The sequence below is a fragment of the Gammaproteobacteria bacterium genome, assembly GCA_016705365.1.
Lineage (GTDB): Bacteria > Pseudomonadota > Gammaproteobacteria > Pseudomonadales > UBA5518 > UBA5518.
Map to the genome: position 1 here is coordinate 396,315 of JADIYI010000008.1, position 17,556 is coordinate 413,870.

Annotated in this window: 11 protein-coding genes; 5 read left to right on the forward strand and 6 right to left on the reverse strand. The window is 65.4% G+C overall.

What is annotated here, in order from left to right; all coding sequences use genetic code 11:
- Window positions 1-26 precede the first annotated feature (26 nt).
- Window positions 27-2,027, reverse strand: a complete 2,001-nt coding sequence (gene tkt / locus IPF49_09335) for a transketolase (protein ID MBK6287813.1) — start codon at window positions 2,025-2,027, stop codon at window positions 27-29.
- A gap of 163 nt (window positions 2,028-2,190) precedes the next feature.
- Between tkt and IPF49_09340 the strand changes: the two genes are divergently transcribed.
- From IPF49_09340 to IPF49_09360, 5 genes are all read left to right on the forward strand, one after another.
- Window positions 2,191-3,177, forward strand: a complete 987-nt coding sequence (locus IPF49_09340; protein MBK6287814.1) for a metalloregulator ArsR/SmtB family transcription factor — start codon at window positions 2,191-2,193, stop codon at window positions 3,175-3,177.
- Between the two features lie 20 nt (window positions 3,178-3,197).
- Complete coding sequence (locus IPF49_09345) at window positions 3,198-4,358, forward strand: methionine adenosyltransferase (GenBank protein MBK6287815.1); 1,161 nt, start codon at window positions 3,198-3,200, stop codon at window positions 4,356-4,358.
- A 77-nt stretch (window positions 4,359-4,435) separates the two neighbouring features.
- Complete coding sequence (locus IPF49_09350) at window positions 4,436-5,824, forward strand: adenosylhomocysteinase (protein MBK6287816.1); 1,389 nt, start codon at window positions 4,436-4,438, stop codon at window positions 5,822-5,824.
- Between the two features lie 17 nt (window positions 5,825-5,841).
- Window positions 5,842-6,681, forward strand: coding sequence for a methylenetetrahydrofolate reductase [NAD(P)H] (metF, locus tag IPF49_09355; protein ID MBK6287817.1), 840 nt, complete (start codon window positions 5,842-5,844; stop codon window positions 6,679-6,681).
- Entirely contained in the window at window positions 6,682-7,404 is a 723-nt protein-coding gene (locus IPF49_09360) for a 16S rRNA (uracil(1498)-N(3))-methyltransferase (GenBank protein MBK6287818.1), read from the forward strand.
- Window positions 7,405-7,414: 10 nt separating this feature from the next.
- On the opposite strand, the gene IPF49_09365 is transcribed toward IPF49_09360, so the two are convergent.
- The 5 genes from IPF49_09365 to IPF49_09385 form a co-directional block, all read right to left on the reverse strand.
- Window positions 7,415-7,885, reverse strand: a complete 471-nt coding sequence (locus IPF49_09365) for a chemotaxis protein CheW (protein MBK6287819.1) — start codon at window positions 7,883-7,885, stop codon at window positions 7,415-7,417.
- Complete coding sequence (locus tag IPF49_09370) at window positions 7,882-14,490, reverse strand: Hpt domain-containing protein (GenBank protein MBK6287820.1); 6,609 nt, start codon at window positions 14,488-14,490, stop codon at window positions 7,882-7,884. Before IPF49_09370 ends, IPF49_09365 begins: the two co-directional genes overlap by 4 nt.
- A 29-nt stretch (window positions 14,491-14,519) precedes the next feature.
- Window positions 14,520-16,568, reverse strand: a complete 2,049-nt coding sequence (locus IPF49_09375) for a type IV pili methyl-accepting chemotaxis transducer N-terminal domain-containing protein (GenBank protein MBK6287821.1) — start codon at window positions 16,566-16,568, stop codon at window positions 14,520-14,522.
- Between the two features lie 66 nt (window positions 16,569-16,634).
- Complete coding sequence (locus IPF49_09380; protein ID MBK6287822.1) at window positions 16,635-17,168, reverse strand: purine-binding chemotaxis protein CheW; 534 nt, start codon at window positions 17,166-17,168, stop codon at window positions 16,635-16,637.
- An 11-nt stretch (window positions 17,169-17,179) separates the two neighbouring features.
- Window positions 17,180-17,554, reverse strand: a complete 375-nt coding sequence (locus IPF49_09385) for a response regulator (GenBank protein MBK6287823.1) — start codon at window positions 17,552-17,554, stop codon at window positions 17,180-17,182.
- Between the last annotated feature and the right edge of the window lie 2 nt (window positions 17,555-17,556).

Here is a 17,556-nt window from a genome sequence, read left to right on the forward strand (position 1 = left end):
CCACCCCCCGCCAGGCGACAACGTGTTCAGGAGTCCAGCATTTCCTGCACCACCGCTACCACGTGTTCGATGCTGAATCCGTAGAGCTTCATCAACTCGTCGGCGGGCGCTGAGGCGCCGAAATCCCGCATCCCGATCACGCGGCCGTCGAGGCCGACATATTTGTACCAGTAGTCGGCATGCGCGGCCTCGATCGCCACCCGTGCGCGCACCGAGGAGGGCAGCACGGCCTCGCGCCAGGCCGGTTCCTGGGCATCGAAACGATCACAGCTCGGCATCGATACCACCCGCACCCGGCGCCCGTCCGCATTGAATTGCTGCGCGGCAGTGCGCGCGAGCGCCAGCTCGGAGCCGGTGGCGATCAGGATTGCCTCGGGCACGCCGTCGCAGTCCTCGAGCACATAGCCACCGCGCGCAATCGCCGCGAGTTGCTCAGGAGTGCGCGGCTGGTGCGCCAGATTCTGGCGCGAGAAAACCAGCGCACTCGGCCCTGACTGATTGAGCAGCGCCTGCTGCCAGGCCACCGCAGACTCCACCGCGTCTCCGGGGCGCCACACCGCCAGCCGCGGCGTGCCACGCAGATTGGCCAGTTGCTCGATCGGCTGGTGCGTCGGTCCGTCCTCGCCGAGCCCGATGGAGTCATGGGTATACACGTAGATCACCGGCGCTCCCATCAATGCCGCAAGGCGCACGGCGTTGCGCATGTATTCCATGAATACCAGGAAAGTACCGCCAAAGGGACGCAGCCCGCCGTGCAGCGCCAGGCCGTTCATGATTGCGCCCATGCCAAACTCGCGCACCCCGTAATGGAGGTAGTTGCCGCCGGCGTCCTGCGCGCTGACCCCCTGCGCTCCCTTCCACAGCGTCAGGTTGGAACCGGCGAGATCCGCCGAACCGCCGACGAGCTCGGGCAGCAGCGGTGCCAGTGCCTGCAACGCGTTCTGCGACGCCTTGCGGCTGGCGATGTTCTCACCCTTGTCCTGGGTGTCCTGCACATAGCGTGCAGCCGCGGCTGCGAACTCCTCGGGCAGCTCGCCGCGCATCCTGCGCTCCAGCTCGGCGGCAGCATCGGGAAACGCCACGCGGTAGTCTTCGAGGCGCTGCTGCCACGCGGCTTCGGCGGCAGCGCCGCGCGTACGCGCATCCCAGCCCGCGTAGATATCGGCCGGAATATGAAACGGCGCATGTTCCCAGCCGAGCGCTGCGCGCGCCGCGCTGATCTCGCCGGCCCCGAGCGCGGCGCCGTGCACAGCCTCTGTTCCCTGCTTTTTGGGTGCGCCCTTGCCGATCACGGTGCGGCAGCAGATCAGGCTGGGACGCGAATCGGCCGCCCGCGCCGCGGCGATGGCCGCTGCCACTGCCTGCGGGTCGTGTCCGTCCACCGCGCGCACCACCTGCCAGCCGTAGGCTTCGAAACGCTTTGCGGTGTCGTCGGTGAACCAGCCCTCGACGTGGCCATCGATCGAGATGCCGTTGTCGTCGTAAATGGCGATCAGCTTGCCGAGCTTCAGCGTGCCTGCCAACGAACAGACCTCGTGCGAGATGCCCTCCATCAGACAACCATCGCCAACGAACACGTAGGTGTGGTGATCGATCAGCGCGTGGCCGTCGCGGTTGTAGTGTGCCGCCAGCATTTTCTCCGCCAGCGCCATCCCGACCGCGTTGCCAAGCCCCTGACCGAGCGGACCGGTCGTGGTCTCGACACCCACGGTCTCGCCGTACTCCGGGTGCCCCGGAGTGTGCGAGTGGAGCTGGCGGAAGGCTTCGAGCTCCTGCATCGGCAGGGCATAGCCGCTCAGGTGCAGCAGCGAGTAGAGCAACATCGAGGCATGGCCATTGGACAGCACGAAGCGGTCGCGGTTGAACCAGCCCGGATTGGCCGGGTTGTGCACCAGGAAGTCGTTCCACAGCACTTCGGCGATGTCGGCCATGCCCATCGGCGCTCCGGGGTGGCCGCTTTCCGCCTTCTGCACCGCATCCATGCTGAGAGCGCGGATCGCATTGGCAAGCTCGGTACGATTGGACATGAATATTTCCTCGAGGAATACGGTGCGGCTGCAAAGGGGCGCTATTGTCCACCAGCGCACCCTGTCAGGAAACCGCCCAGGGGCCGGTTTGGTAATCCAGCGGTCGATCTGCTATATCGAATAATTTTGATATATGGGATTTGTCCTGCTAGACTCGCCCGCCATGACTCAAGCCGCAGCCATTTTGCCACCCGAACGGGGTTTCGAACCCCTTGCCCAGCTGTGCAAGGCCGCCGGCGATCCGTTACGGCTCGAGATCCTGTGCTCGTTGCGCCGCGACTCCTATGGCGTCCTCGAACTGTGCCGTATTTTCGGGGTGCGCCAGCCCGCGATGAGCCATCACCTGAAAGTGCTGGCCGACGCCGGACTGGTGTGCCGGCGCCGCGAGGGCACCTCGATCTTCTACCACCGCGCGCATCGTGCCAGCTGCGAGGAACTCGATGCGCTCGCGCAATCGATCCATGTCTGTGCCGACCACATATGCCTCGGCGAATCGACCTTGCGCGGAGTGGCCCGGGTACAGTCCGAACGCGCCGCCAGCTCGCGCGAGTTCTTTGCCGTCAATTCGCGCAAATTCCGCGCCCAGCAGGAACTGATTGCACCGCGCGAACAGTACCAGCAGGCGATCGACGAATTGCTGGCCGAGGCACTGCCCGACCCGGCTGGCCTGGCGGTGGAACTCGGACCGGGCGAGGGCTGGCTGCTCACGGCACTGGCGGCCCGTTGCCGGCGTGTCATCGCGATCGACAATTCGCCGGCGATGCTCGAACAGGCGCGCAGTCACTGCGCGCAACAGCAGCTCGGCAATGTCGAACTGATGCTCGGCGACAACCGCGATGCACGAAGCCTGGCGCATGGCGCGGACCTCGCGGTCGTCAACATGGTTTTGCACCACACCGCCTCGCCCGCCGACGTGCTGAACGATATGGCTGCGACGCTGCGTCCGGGCGGCGTGCTGCTGCTGACGGATCTGTGCACCCACGACCAGTCCTGGGCGCGCGATGCCTGCGGCGATCTGTGGCTTGGTTTTGCCCCGGAGGATCTGTCGCGCTGGGCCCGTGATGCCGGGCTGGACGAGGGCGAGAGCGTCTATCTCGCGCTGCGCAACGGATTTCGCGTGCAACTGCGACTCTTTCAACAGCCCACTTGAGGTTCAAACAGGAATCAGCCATGAGCGAATATGCGATCTTCACCTCCGAATCCGTCTCCGAGGGACACCCCGACAAGATGGCCGACCAGATATCGGATGCCGTCCTGGACGCCATTCTCAAGGACGATCCGGATGCCCGGGTCGCGGTCGAGACACTGGTCAAGACCGGCATGGCCATCGTGGCCGGAGAGGTCACCACCAAGACCTACATAGAGCTCGAGGAACTGATCCGCCAGGTAATTCTCGACATCGGCTATAACAGCTCCGACCTGGGATTCGACGGCGCCTCCTGCGCGGTACTGAACGCGATCGGCAAGCAATCACCCGATATCGCCCAGGGTGTGAACGAGGACGAGAGCAAGCACAAGGAACAGGGTGCCGGCGACCAGGGTCTCATGTTCGGCTATGCCAGCAACGAGACCGACGTGCTGATGCCGGCGCCGATCACCTACGCGCACCGCCTGATGCGCCGCCAGGCCGAGCTGCGCAAGAAAGGCATCCTGTCGTGGCTCAGACCCGATGCCAAGAGCCAGGTCACGATCCGCTACGAGAACGGCAAGCCGGTGGCAGTCGACGCCGTCGTGATCTCGACCCAGCACAGCCCGACCATCGCCCATGCAGACCTGCGCGCGGCGGTGATCGACGAGATCATCCGCCCGGTGATCCCCGCCGAATGGCTGCACGCCGGTACCCGCTTCCACGTGAATCCCACCGGGCAATTCGTGATTGGCGGACCGCTCGGTGACTGCGGCCTCACCGGACGCAAGATCATCGTGGATACCTACGGCGGCATGGCGCGCCACGGCGGCGGCGCGTTCTCGGGCAAGGATCCCTCGAAAGTCGATCGCTCCGCGGCCTACGCGGGGCGCTACGTGGCCAAGAATCTCGTTGCCGCGGGCATCGCGGAGCGTTGCGAGATACAGGTTTCCTACGCGATCGGCGTGGCCGAACCCACCTCGATCTCGGTCAACACCTTTGGCACCGGCAAGCTGTCCGATTCACATATCTCCACCCTGATACAGGAACATTTCGATCTGCGTCCGCGCGGCATCGTCGCAATGCTCGACCTCAAGCGTCCGATCTATCGCGCTACCGCCACTTACGGTCATTTCGGCCGCGAAGACGGCGATTTCAGCTGGGAGCGCACCGACAAGGCTGCCGAACTGGCGAAGGCACTGTAAGCACCGCACACCGCCGTTGAAAACCATTTGCCGCGGCACCAGGGTGCCCGGCTTCAACCGAAAACAGGAATCCGAACATGAGCTCTGCAAAAAAAATCGCACCCGCGTTCAGCGACTACAAGGTGGCCGACATCGCCCTTGCCGGCTGGGGTCGGCGCGAGATCGGCATCGCCGAAACCGAAATGCCGGCCCTGATGGCGATCCGCGATCGCTACCGCAGCCACCAGCCACTCGCCGGAGCGCGCGTCCTGGGCTGTCTGCACATGACCATCCAGACCGCGGTGCTGATCGAGACCTTGATCGAACTCGGCGCCGAGGTTCGCTGGTCCTCGTGCAATATCTTTTCGACCCAGGATCACGCCGCCGCGGCGATCGCGGCCGCCGGAATTGCGGTGTACGCCTGGAAAGGCGAGACCGAAGAGGAGTACGAGTGGTGCATCGAGCAGACCATCCTGAAGGACGGCCAGCCATGGTCCGTCAACATGGTGCTCGATGACGGCGGCGATCTGACCGCGATTCTTCACCAGCGCTTCCCGCAACTGCTCGAACACGTGCACGGCATCACCGAGGAAACCACCACCGGCGTGCTGCGGCTCCAGGAAATGCTCGAAAAGGGCACTCTCAAGGTACCGGCGGTGAACGTCAACGACTCGGTCACCAAGTCGAAGAACGACAACAAGTACGGCTGCCGCCACAGCCTGAACGATGCCATCAAGCGCGGCACCGACCACCTGCTGTCCGGCAAGAAAGCGCTGGTCGTAGGCTACGGTGACGTGGGCAAGGGCTCGGCCCAGTCGCTGCGCCAGGAGGGCATGATCGTGAGGATCAGCGAGATCGACCCGATCTGCGCCATGCAGGCGTGCATGGACGGCTACGAGGTGGTGTCTCCGTACCTCGGCGGCAACAATGACGGCAGCGCCGCGCAGGTCGACAAGGCGCTGCTGGCGCAGATCGATCTGGTGGTCACCGCCACCGGCAACATGGATGTATGCGACCGCCATATGCTGGCGGCGCTGAAGAACGGTGCGGTGGTGTGCAACATCGGGCATTTCGATCACGAGATCGACACCGCGTTCATGCGCCGCGAATGGAAATGGGAAGAAGTGAAGCCGCAGGTGCACAAGATCCATCGCGCGCCGGACGACTACCTGTTGCTGCTTTCCGAGGGGCGCCTGGTGAATCTCGGCAACGCGACCGGGCATCCCTCGCGCATCATGGACGGTTCGTTCGCCAACCAGGTGCTGGCCCAGATGTATCTTTACGAGCGCCGCTTCGCCGAGCTCGAGCCGGAACTGCGCACCGCGGCATTGAGCATCGAAGTGCTGCCGAAACGGCTCGACGAGGAAGTGGCACGGCATATGGTGGCCGGTTTCGGTGGTGTGCTGACGCGCCTGCGTCCGGAGCAGGCCGACTACATCAAGGTGCCGGTGGACGGGCCGTACAAAAACGAACTCTACCGTTACTGAGTACGGAAACCCGCAACATGTCTGCCGCAAAACCACGCATCAGTTTCGAGTTTTTCCCGCCGAAGACCCCCGAAGGCATGGAAAAACTGCATACCGCACACCAGGAGCTCGGCGCGCTGGCGCCGGATTTTTACTCGGTGACCTACGGTGCCGGCGGCTCGACCCGCACCTATACCCACGCCGTGGTCACGGACCTGTCCGCCCGCGGCAGCGTCGTCGCACCGCACCTGTCATTCGGCGGGGATTCCGAGCAGACCATCGCGCAGTTGCTCGAAGCCTATCGCGCGCAGGGCATCACCCGGTTGGTGGCGCTGCGCGGCGACATGCCCTCCGGCATGGGCGGCATGTCGCAGATGGTTTTTGCGGCGCAACTGGTGCAGTTCGTGCGGCGCACCAGCGGCGATCACTTCGCTATCGAGGTCGCGGCCTATCCGGAAATGCACCCCCAGGCACGCGATTTTGCCAGCGACCTGCGCTTTCTGAAACGCAAGTTCGATGCCGGCGCCGACAGCGGTATCACCCAGTTCTTCTACAACGCCGACGCCTATTTCCATTTCCTCGAGGAATGCCGGCGGCTCGGGATAGAGCAACCGATATATCCGGGCATCATGCCGATCCTGAACTATCAGAATCTTGAGCGCTTCGCACGCAATTGCGGTGCCGAGATCCCGCGCTGGCTTCACTACCGTCTCGAATCACTGGCCGCCGACCCCCATGGCATGCAGGAATTCGCCGAGGAATTCGTGGCGGCACTGTGCCGGCGCCTGCTGGCGGGCGGTGCCCCGGGGCTGCATTTCTACACGATGAACCAGTCCGCACCGAGCATTGCCATCTGCCGCCGGGCCGGTATCGGCTGAATGGCTGTTCCGCGGCTCTACTGCGCCGCACCGCTGGCCGCAGGGCTGCCGGTCGAACTGCGCGACGAAGCGCTGCATTACGCACGCAACGTGTTGCGTCTCGAGACCGGCGCAACGCTCACGGTCTTCGACGGACTGGGGCACGAGTTCAGCGCCACGGTGGTGGCCGAGGGCAAGCGTTCGCTGACGCTGCAGCCGGAGGCTGCACTCGAAACGCTCGCCGATACGGGACTCGAGATCCATCTCGGAATCGGGCTCTCGCGTGGCGAACGCATGGACTGGGTGATCCAGAAAAGCACCGAGCTCGGCGTGCGCTCCATCACCCCCCTGCTGCTGGCGCGCTGCAATGCGCGCTTCGAGGAAAAGCGCGCCGACAATCGCATGCGTCACTGGAAACAGGTTGCGATCAGCGCCTGCGAACAATGCGGACGGGCGCGATTGCCGCTGATCGAACACCCCGCAACGCTCGAGCACTGGCTCGCGCAGCGCCCCGAACTCATGGGCCTGGTGCTGCACACACGCGACAGCCCGACGCTTGCCCTCGACCCACTCCCCGCCGCGGCGCGCCTGTTGATCGGTCCCGAGGGCGGCCTGGACAACGCGGAATTCTCCCACGCCATCGGCGCCGGTCTGCTTCCCTGGTCTCTCGGCCCGCGCGTGCTGCGCACCGAAACGGCACCGGTCGCGGCGCTGGCAATACTGCAATTTCTCTGGAGCCGGTGACAGGCGACGGTCAGTCCCCGGCAGCCCCGATGCCGGCGTGGCGCTCGAGATACTCGAGGTCCGGAATCGCGGCACGCTGGCCGTGAACCCGCACCTGCATCAGTTCGGCTGGCCCGCGCATCACGCCCTCCGCCTCCCGGACATCATCCGGCGTGAGTCGCAGCAGGTGCGGCACTCCCTGGCTGAGGATCGCGTAATAGCGCTCGGGCACGGCTTCTCCGACCGTGGCGAGAATCACGATCCGGCTGCCCGCGCCGGGATCCGGCCGCTGATCATTGTTCAGCGCCTCGAAGGAGATTACCGGTACCGCGGCGTGATGCCACTGGATGCGCCCGAGCAGCCAGTCCGGCGCACCGGCAGGCGGGTGCAGATCGCGACGCTTGATGATTTCGGCCACGACCACGCTCGGCACGATCAGCAGGCGGTCGCTCACCGGCAGCAGCAGCGCACTGAGATCGACCGCCGACAATCCATTGCTCATGTGGATCTGCCGAGAATCGTGGTGATGTGCTCCATCAGCACACTCTCCTGGTAGGGTTTGCCGAGATACAGGTCCGCGCCCAGCGCCAGCGCCCGCTCACGGTGCTTTTCCCCGGTACGCGAAGTGATCATGATGATCGGCAGGTGCCGCAACTGCTCGCTGAGGCGCACCTTGCTCAGCACCTCGAATCCATCCATGTGCGGCATCTCGATATCGAGCAGCATCAGGTCCGGCACCTCGTCGAGCAGCTTGGTCATCGCATCGGCACCATCCTTGGCGGAGACCACGCGCATGCCCTCTCGCTCGAGGATCCGGGTGGTGACCTTGCGTACCGTCACGGAATCGTCAACGACCATGATCAGGGGTGTCCGCGCGGTTTTTTCCTGCGGGGCGATCTGTGAGGTTTCGGCCTCGGCAAAGACGCCACGCGCGACATCGGCGCGCAGCATCGCGGGAATGTCGAGAATGAGCACCACGCTGCCATCGCCGAGAACCGTTGCGCCGCTCAGGCCCGGCACCGCGCCGAACTGCGGGCCGAGGCTCTTGACCACGATTTCACGCGCACCGACCAGGCGCTCGAGCGCGACCGCAAGCGTCTGGCCACCGCCACGAACCAGCACCACCGGAATGGTCGCACCGAGATTGGCGAGATCCAGCTCCCCGGGGTGCAGCAGGGAACCGAGGTAACGGACCTGGTAGCTCTGGCCCGCGTAGTGGAAAGGACTTGCATCGGGCCCGCTGTAGCGTTCGAGTTCATCGACCCGCATGCGCGCGACACCCTCCACCGTATTGAGCGGCAGGGCATAGACATCACTGCCGACCGCCACCATCAGCGCGCGGCTGACCGAGACCGTGAACGGCAAACGGATCAGGAACCGGGTACCTGCACCAGGCCTGGTCTGGATTTCCAGCGAGCCGCCCATCTGGCGAATTTCGCTGCTGACCACATCCATCCCCACGCCACGCCCCGATATCTGGGTTACACGGGTCGCCGTGCTGAACCCGCTGTGCAGAATGAACTGCAGTACCTCGTGATCGCCCAGATGCGAAGTGGCGCCCATGAGGCCACGCTCGATCGCCTTGGCGCGCACCCCCTCGAGATTCACACCCGCACCATCGTCGGCAACCGCAATCAGGACATCGCCGCCTTCGCGGGCAATATCGATCTGGATGAGTCCGGTTTCGTCCTTGCCGGCGGCGATGCGCAGCTCCCGCGCCTCGATGCCATGATCGACGGCATTGCGCAACATGTGTTCGAGCGGCGCGACCACGCGTTCGAGAATGCCGCGATCGAGCTCGCCGCTCAGGTTTCCGAGCTCGAGCTCGACGCGCTTGCCAAGCTCTCCTGCCACCTGTCGCACGACCCGCTTGAGACGCGGCAGAATGCTGGCGAACGGCACCATGCGCGAGCGCATCAGGCCTTCCTGCAGCTGGCTGTTGATGCGCGACTGCTGGATCAGAACGGTCTCGAGGTCGCGGGTTTTCTCGGCCAGGCTGCGCTTGATGTCGAGCAGATCGGAGGCGCTTTCGACCAGCGAGCGTGACAGTTGCTGGAGCTGCGAGTAGCGGTCCATTTCCAGCGGATCGAAACCGTCCAGCCCCGCACCCTCGGCGCGTTCACGCCGGAACAGCACCTGCGCCTCGGTGGCGATGTCGAGGCGACGCACCTGGTTCTGCAGCCGCTCGATGGTGCCCTGCATATCCTCGAACAGGTGACCGAGCTCGCTGACCTGCTCTTCGACACGGCCACGCGAAATGCTGGTCTCCCCGGCCAGATTCACCAGGTCTTCCAGCAACTGGGCCGAAACGCGAACCACTTCGTCGCGCGGCTTCGCCGCCGGCGATGAGGTAATGGCCGGCTGACGTGCCGCCGCTATCGCCGCCATCGCGGTCGCTCTCTCCGGCGGCGGGGCCACGGCCGGCGCAGTGGCTGGCGGCAGGGGCTCGAGTGCGCTGACTGAAGCCTCCGGCTCCGCGGGTGGCACCTCACGCGCGGGCTCCGGCAGCTCGACCGGCGCGTGCTCCGGATCCTCGATCGCGACGCTCTCCACGGGCAGGACCGGCCGCTCCTTGACCATATCCATGGTGCGCAGCAGCTGCTCGTGGAACTCCGCAACACGCTCGAAGAAGTTGTCTCCGAAACCTCCGAAATGCAGGTTTTCGTTGATCAGGAAGGTTTCGAAATTATGGCTCAGTTCACCCAGGTATTTGAGGCCCGCCATGCGCGCGCCGCCCTTGAGCGTGTGCAGGTATCGTTGCAGATTGTCGAAAGGCCCGCGATCGTCACGACCATGGCGCCATGCATCGATCGATTCGTCGATCGACACCATCAGCTCATCGGCCTCCTCGATGAAGATATCGAGCAGTTCGGTCTCCGCCTGCAGCAGATCGCGACCCACCCGGACACGCAGCAACTCCAGCCCTGCGTCGTCGCTCTGCGCGGCCGCGCTCGCCGCCGGCGCGGGCGCGACAGGCAGCTCGGCGCGCGCCGCGGCATAGGCACGCAAACGCTCTATTATCGCTGCCGGAGCTTCCGGCAACTGGCCGGCGGCAAGACGGTCCATCACGTCCAGGAACGCTTCGAGAGTCTCCTTTATCAAACCGAAGAGTTCCGCGGAGGGCGCCTCCCGCCCCTGCGCGGCCGGAGCAAGTGCCTCCAGCAGGGGCCCGGACAAGTCGAGCACGCCGTTGACCTCGAGCTGGGTCGCACGCTGGTGGATGGCGAGCAGCTCGTCGCAGAGACCCGCACGGCTCGCTTCCTCATCACGCGCGGAACTCCAGGCATCGAGCAGCGTGGTGGCGTGGAACAGCTTTTCCAGCGACTCTTCCAGGAAACGCGCCAGGCGCGCATCGCTCATCGCCGGTGCGCCGGCCAGCGGGACAGCCAGCGGCTGCGCCAGCAACCCGCGACACTCTTCGGCAAGGGCGGCTGCCTCGGAGTCCAATGGCGCATGCCCCTGCATCCGGGCGTCGAGCATGTGCACCAGGAAGGCGCAAACTCGCTGCAGCAGCGCGATCTCCGGGGGAGCCAGCAAACGACCGCCGAGGCCGGCCTCGCTGACGAACTCCTCCAGCGGCTCCAGCACATCGCCGATCAGGTCCTCGCCCGCCACCCGCGCGCTGCCGCGCAATGTGTGCAGCGTGCGCATCAGGGTCTGGGTGATGGTCCCGTCGCTGACCTCCGCAAGATAAGCACGCAATGCCTCGACATGGCCGCGCGTTTCGTCGATAAAAATTTCCAGCAACCGATCCGCCGAACCGGCACCCGAGTCATCGAATGCTTCAGCGGCAACCGCGAGCTCGGCGGCTTCGAGTTCCGGCAACCAATCCTCGAGCTCGACCAGTTCCGGAACGTGCGCCGGCGCGAAGGGCTCCGTTTCGGGCCGCTCCGCGGGTGCCGGCTCCACTTCCACCTCCGCGACCGGGGGAACCTCGATTACAGGCTCCCGTTGCGGCTCCGCAGCGGCTTCTGCATCCGGCGCGGCGCTCTCCTCGGCCAGAGGCGCGGCCTCCATTGCCGACTCCACCGCAGGCTCTGCTTCTGCTCCGGTGATTTCGATCTCGAATGCCGGTGCCGCGATGTGCTCCACCGGTCCCGCATCCGGTGCGGTGATGCCGGGTTCGGGCGCCGGCACAGCAACTTCCCCTGCCGCTTGCGCAACGGGCTCCACCACGGGCCAGATGATTTCGGGCTCGGGCGTCGCGCTTTCCTCCACCGGCTCCGCAACGGCCTCGGATTCCGGCACTGCGCTTTCGATGGCGGCTGTCTCTGGCGGCGGCGTTGCAATCTCCGCTGCCGGCTCCGCGGCTCCGGCGGCTACGCCCCAGTCCACCGCTTCCCCGCGTGCCAAGGCCTGCGCCGCCTGCTGCAGCTGATCCACCGGCGTCCGGTCCACCGCGCCGCGGCTCGCGAAAGCCTCCACCAGCGAGGGCATCAGGCGCCACGCCCGCTCGACCGCCTCCACCGTCTCCCGGTTCGCCGGCAGCGTGCGCTCGATCACCCGGTTCAGCAGGTTCTCGACCGACCAGGCCAGCTCGCCCAGCACCTGCGCGCCCACCATCCGGCCGCTGCCCTTCAGGGTATGGAAGGCCCGTCGCAGCTCCGTCAGCGGCACGCCCGGCCCCGGCGCCTCGCGCCAGGCCGGCAGTTGCGCGCCGATGGCCTCCAGGACCTCACCCGCCTCCTCCAGGAATATCTCGATGATCTCCGCGTCCAGCGGCTCTTCGTCCTCAACCCGCACCACGGGCGCGGCCGCGTACTCCGGCTGCGGCTCGGGCTGTGGTTCCGGTACCGTTTGCACCTCGAACTCCGGCTCGAGTTCCAGAACCACTTCCGGCTCCCGTTCCGGCTCGGGCGTCGCCTCTACGGACGCGATCTCCTCTGCCGGCTCCGCGGCCCCGGCGGCTACGCCCCAAGCCACCGCTTCCCCGCGTGCCAAGGCCTGCGCCGCCTGCTGTAGCTGATCCACCGCCGCCCGGTCCACCGCGCCGCGGCTCGCGAAAGCCTCCACCAGCGAGGGCATCAGGCGCCACGCGCGCTCGACCGCCTCCACCGTCTCCCGGTTCGCCGGCAGCGTGCGCTCGATCACCCGGTTCAGCAGGTTCTCGACCGACCAGGCCAACTCGCCCAGCACCTGCGCGCCCACCATCCGGCCGCTGCCCTTCAGGGTATGGAAGGCCCGTCGCAGCTCCGTCAGCGGCACGCCCGGCCCCGGCGCCTCGCGCCAGGCCGGCAGTTGCGCGCCGATGGCCTCCAGGACCTCGCCCGCCTCCTCCAGGAATATCTCGATGATCTCCGTATCCAGCGGCTCTTCGTCCTCGACCCGCACCAAGGGCGCGGCCGCATGCTGCGGCGGCAATACCGGTTCCGGCTCGGGCTTTGAAAGCGCCGGCGCATGATCCAGCAGCATCTTGCCGATGAAGTCATCGGCCAGCGCGGACGCCGGTGTAACCACCACCACCGCCTCTGCCGACGCGGAAAGCAGCTGGCGCAGCGACTCGTGCGCCCCCGCCAGCACCAGGTCGGCGGGCGATTTGTCGATGAGCAGGCGTTCGAGGAAATACTCGACGCTGCTCAGGGCATCGGCAAATACTTCGATTTCCGCGGGCAGCAGTGCGCCGCGTTTTCCGCCCGCCGTCGCGACCACCAGCGCCTCGCAATCCGCAAGCACCGCGGCCGCCTTGTTCGAGCCCAGCAGCAGCATCGCGCCGCCCATCGCATGCAGACGCGCATCACTGCCCTCGAGCACGCTTGCCTCGCGCAAGCTCACATAGTCGGTCACCGCCTGCTTGATCTGATCGATGCCCGCCTGCACTTCGCGACAGACCGCGACCTGTGCGCTCGCCAGCGGCGGGCGCCGTGATTCGGCGCGCGTGCTGTCCTTGCCGGCTGCGACTGCACGCCCGGCAAGCCGCTGGTCGACGTCGAGCAAGGCAGCCGAAATTTCGGTGAGCCGCTCATCGAGCGCCGATCCGCTCAGCAGGCCCGCATCTATGCGCTCCAGCTGCGGCAACAGCAGCGCATGCTCCTCGCTGTAACCGAGGCCGGCCAGCACGCTCGCGATACGGCGCAGTTCCGGTTCCACCTCGCGCAGCACCCGGCCGATGGTGAATGCATCGCCCTCGCTCGCTTCGAGGCGCTCGAGCACCACGTTCAGCTCGGCGCCAATCGCATCGACCGCTGCGCCGGTGGCACCGAGATCGTCGAGTGCAGTGGCATTGCGGGCACCCGCGGCATCCGGGCGCAGGTGATGACGTTGCTGGATTTCCGCCAGCTGCGCCGATACCGGAGAGCTCAATGCGATGATCGAAAGCAACTTGTCGTAGGCGGCCGCTGCAGGGGCACGGGCATAAAAACCCTGCTCCAGTGCCAGGTTCGCGCGAAACTCGTTATCGACTTCGCGCAAAGCCTCGTGCACCCGCGTATCGAGTGTGACGCCGCCCGCCCCGACTGCCTCGCACACCCCGGCACAGGCCTGCCACCACAGGCGGTGGTCGCCCGGACGCATGCAATCCGCGAGCATCGAGAACAGTTTCTGCAACGTCTGCAGGCGCTCGGAGACCGCCTCGCCGCGCAACAGTCCAAGCAGTTCGGTCTGGAATTTCTGCCGCCCCCGCCGCAGCGTCTGCAACTCTTCCTCGTTCGCCGGCGTGGCATCCCGATCGACGCCGCGTTCGAGCGCGCGGGTATCGATTACCGGATCCGGCATTGCCAGCGGCTCCGCGCCCCTCAATACGCGCAGTTCGTTGACCAGGCTCAGCACATCGAGTGGAGATTCCTGACGCTGGCTGGCAATGCGCCGCAGATAACCCGGCAATTGCAGGCCTGCGGCAAGCAGAACCTGCAGATTCGACTCTGAGCCCGGAATCCTGCCATGCAGCATTGCCTGCACGCCTTCTTCCACTTCACGGGCAAGCTGCACCGCACTCGCAATGTCCAGCAGGCGCAGCGTGGCGTGGATCTGGTGGGCGTGGGTCAACGCCAGGCGCAACCGGGTCTGGTCGGAAACATCGTCGGCATAGCCGAGCAAGGCCTTGCCGAACTGCTCGGAGGTCTGCTCGATCTCGCCCGTCACCCACTGCAGGGCCACGAAATCCTGATCCATCGCGGAATTCCCGGGGAACCGTCAGCGACTCAACGCGCGCGCGAGCCGCGTGCGTCGTCGGGCAATTTGAATCCGGCCACCGAGTTGCGCAATTCGTTGGTGATGCCCGCAAGCTTGCCGATCGATTGCGCCGTGGCCGTGGTTCCGGCCGAAGTCTGCGACGTGATTTCCTGAATGATGTTCATGGTGTTCGATATGTGTCCGGCCGACGATGCCTGCTGCCGCGCCGCATTGGAAATATTCTGGATCAGCGCCGCCAGGTTCTTGGATACCGACTCGATCTCCTCGAGCGCCACGCCGGCATCTTCCGCGAGCCGCGCTCCGCGCACCACTTCGGCCGTGGTTTGCTCCATGGAAGTCACCGCCTCGTGGGTGTCGGACTGAATCGTTTTCACCAGCGCCTCGATCTGCTTGGTCGCACCTCCGGAGCGTTCCGCCAGTCTCTGTACCTCGTCCGCGACCACTGCAAAGCCGCGCCCGGCATCACCGGCCATCGATGCCTGGATCGCGGCATTGAGCGCCAGGATATTGGTCTGGTCCGAAATATCGTTGATCAGCGAGACGATATCGCCGATTTCCTGCGAACTCTCGCCGAGGCGTTTGATCCGCTTGGAGGTTTCCTGGATCTGCTCGCGAATCATGTCCATGCCACCGATGGTGTTCTGCACCACCTGAGATCCGGTGTTGGCCAGTGCCACCGAACGGTCCGCGACGCCGGCCGATTCCGCGGCGTTCGACGACACCTGGTCGATGGTGACCGCCATCTCGTTGATCGCCGCGGATGCGCCTGCTATCTCCTGTGCCTGGTGTTCGGCAGCTTCCGCGAGATGCAGCGCGGTGGCCTGGGTGTCTTCCGCGGCGGAGGACACGTTTTTCGATGTCTGGTTGATCGATGAGACCAGCACCCGCAACTGGTCGACGGTGTAATTGATCGCGTCCGCGATCGCGCCGGTGAAATCCTCGCTGACCGTGGCCGTGGTGGTCAGATCACCGTCGGCGAGACCCGCCAGTTCGTCGAGCAGGCGCAGTATCGCCTGCTGATTGCGCTCGTTCGTTTCACCGGTCATCGCCAGGCGCCGGCGTGTGTTCAGCGTCGATTGCACCCCGATCATCACCAGTGCGATCACGATCAGGACACCGAATATCAGCGCGCTTCCGGTGTTGAGCTGGCGCTCGTCCTCGAAATTGGTGATTCGATCCGCAGCGACGCTGGTGGCATTGAACAGCTTGGGCGCATTCTGGACAATGGAATCGGCCGCCGTGCGCGCCTGCTTCAGATCCGTCGAGGAGTCGGCAATCCGGCTCTTGCTGCTGCCCACGACCCGAAACAGCGCTTCCACCTCGTTGGCGAGCACGAGGGCATCCGCACCTGACAGCGCGGCCGTGCCCACCGTCTGGTTAGTACCCAGCATGCCGCCCAGGATACCGAGGAAGCGGTCGGTATCGCTGCTGAACTGTTCCGCTGCCGCGCTCGCATCGCTGCCACCCTGCAACATCCGGTCGACATTGCGCGATATGCGCTCCGCCAGCCAGGCCTGGCGTTCCGCCTGTGCAACCTGGCGTGCGTTTGCGCCGCTGGCGGCAAGTATCTCGGCAATGCGCCCGGATTTTTTCTGTACCTCCGGAATCGAGTCGTTCAGCTGTTTCGAGATTTCGCCGAGAAACTGGATACTTTCCTTTTTTGCCACGATCGTTGCCGCCGCGGCATCGATTTCAGACCATATCTTCTTCAGTACCGCCAATTCGCCGGCCAGCATGTCACGCGGGGAGGGAAGCCCGTCCCTGCCGTTATCGAGTTCGCCGAGCGCGGAATCAAATGCCTCGCGCGCGATTTCCAGCGCGGTGAATGCCTCGGTATCACCCGCCACCGCCACGCGTGCGCTGGTGTCGATTTGCTGGGAGTACACCCGCAAATTGCCCACCAGCTCCAGATACGCGGCATCGCGGTTGGTATCGCGCAGCATCACGAACAGGTTCCACATGAACGCGATGACCGCAACCACCAGGACAGCTCCCCATACCATCATCCACCGGCTGCTCGGCAGCCCAGGCACCGGGCTTCTCTGTTTGGCGTTCATCGTCATTTCCTCTCGCTGAAAATCGGGCGGATCAGGCGCGCCCGCATCGCCCATGGAAGATGCGCGCTACAGCGCTGCATCGAGAAACCGGCTGTCGTTCAGCAACAGCCCGGGCTGGAATATCGACCAGTCCCCGTCGCCGGCCGCGTATGCTCCGCGCGTTACCGTGGCCAGCGCGGCGTTGTCGGGAAGCGCTCCCTCGCGCAACGCCTCGGCACCGAAATGCTTCAGGCCATGCACCTCATCGACCTGCAGCGCGCAGTAGATATCGCCGTGCTCCACGACCAGCGCCCGGTGTGCGCGCCAGTTGAGCGAGGGCCGGCCACCGAAAAACCCCGCGAGGCAGACAATCGGCAGCAAGCGTCCGCGGATATTGGCCACGCCACGGACCCACGGCTGAACCCGCGGCAGACGCGTCAGCTCCGGGAGCTTCAGGATTTCAGTGACCTCGCCCATCGGCACAACCAGCCGCTGGTCGAGCAGCGAAAAGCCGACCCCGCTCCAGTGTGGCTGAATACGCAACCGTGCCTGTGCTTCCTCGCCGCCACTGCGCGCGCGGGTCGCGATGTCGAGCAGCAATTCAAAGGGCGACGCTGACACGATGCTGGCGCCTAGCGACCGGCCGCAGCCAGCACCTGCTCGATCGTGGCCAGCAGCACGCTATCCTCGACGGGCTTGGTGAGATAGCCCTTGGCGCCCTGGCGCGCCCCCCAGACACGGTCGGTTTCCTGGCTCTTGCTGGTCAGCATGATGACCGGGATGGCCGCCGTTTGCGGATCGCGCGTGAGCTGGCGGGTTGCCTGGAACCCGTTCAGCCCGGGCATCACGATATCCATGAGGACCAGGTCGGGCCGCTCCGCGCGCGCGACCTGCATGCCCTGCTCGGCACAATCGGCCGACAGTACCTCGTAACCGTTGCGTTTCAGTATTTCGCTGACCTTGTACATCTCGGTAGGCGAATCATCGACGATCAATACGCGAGGCATGC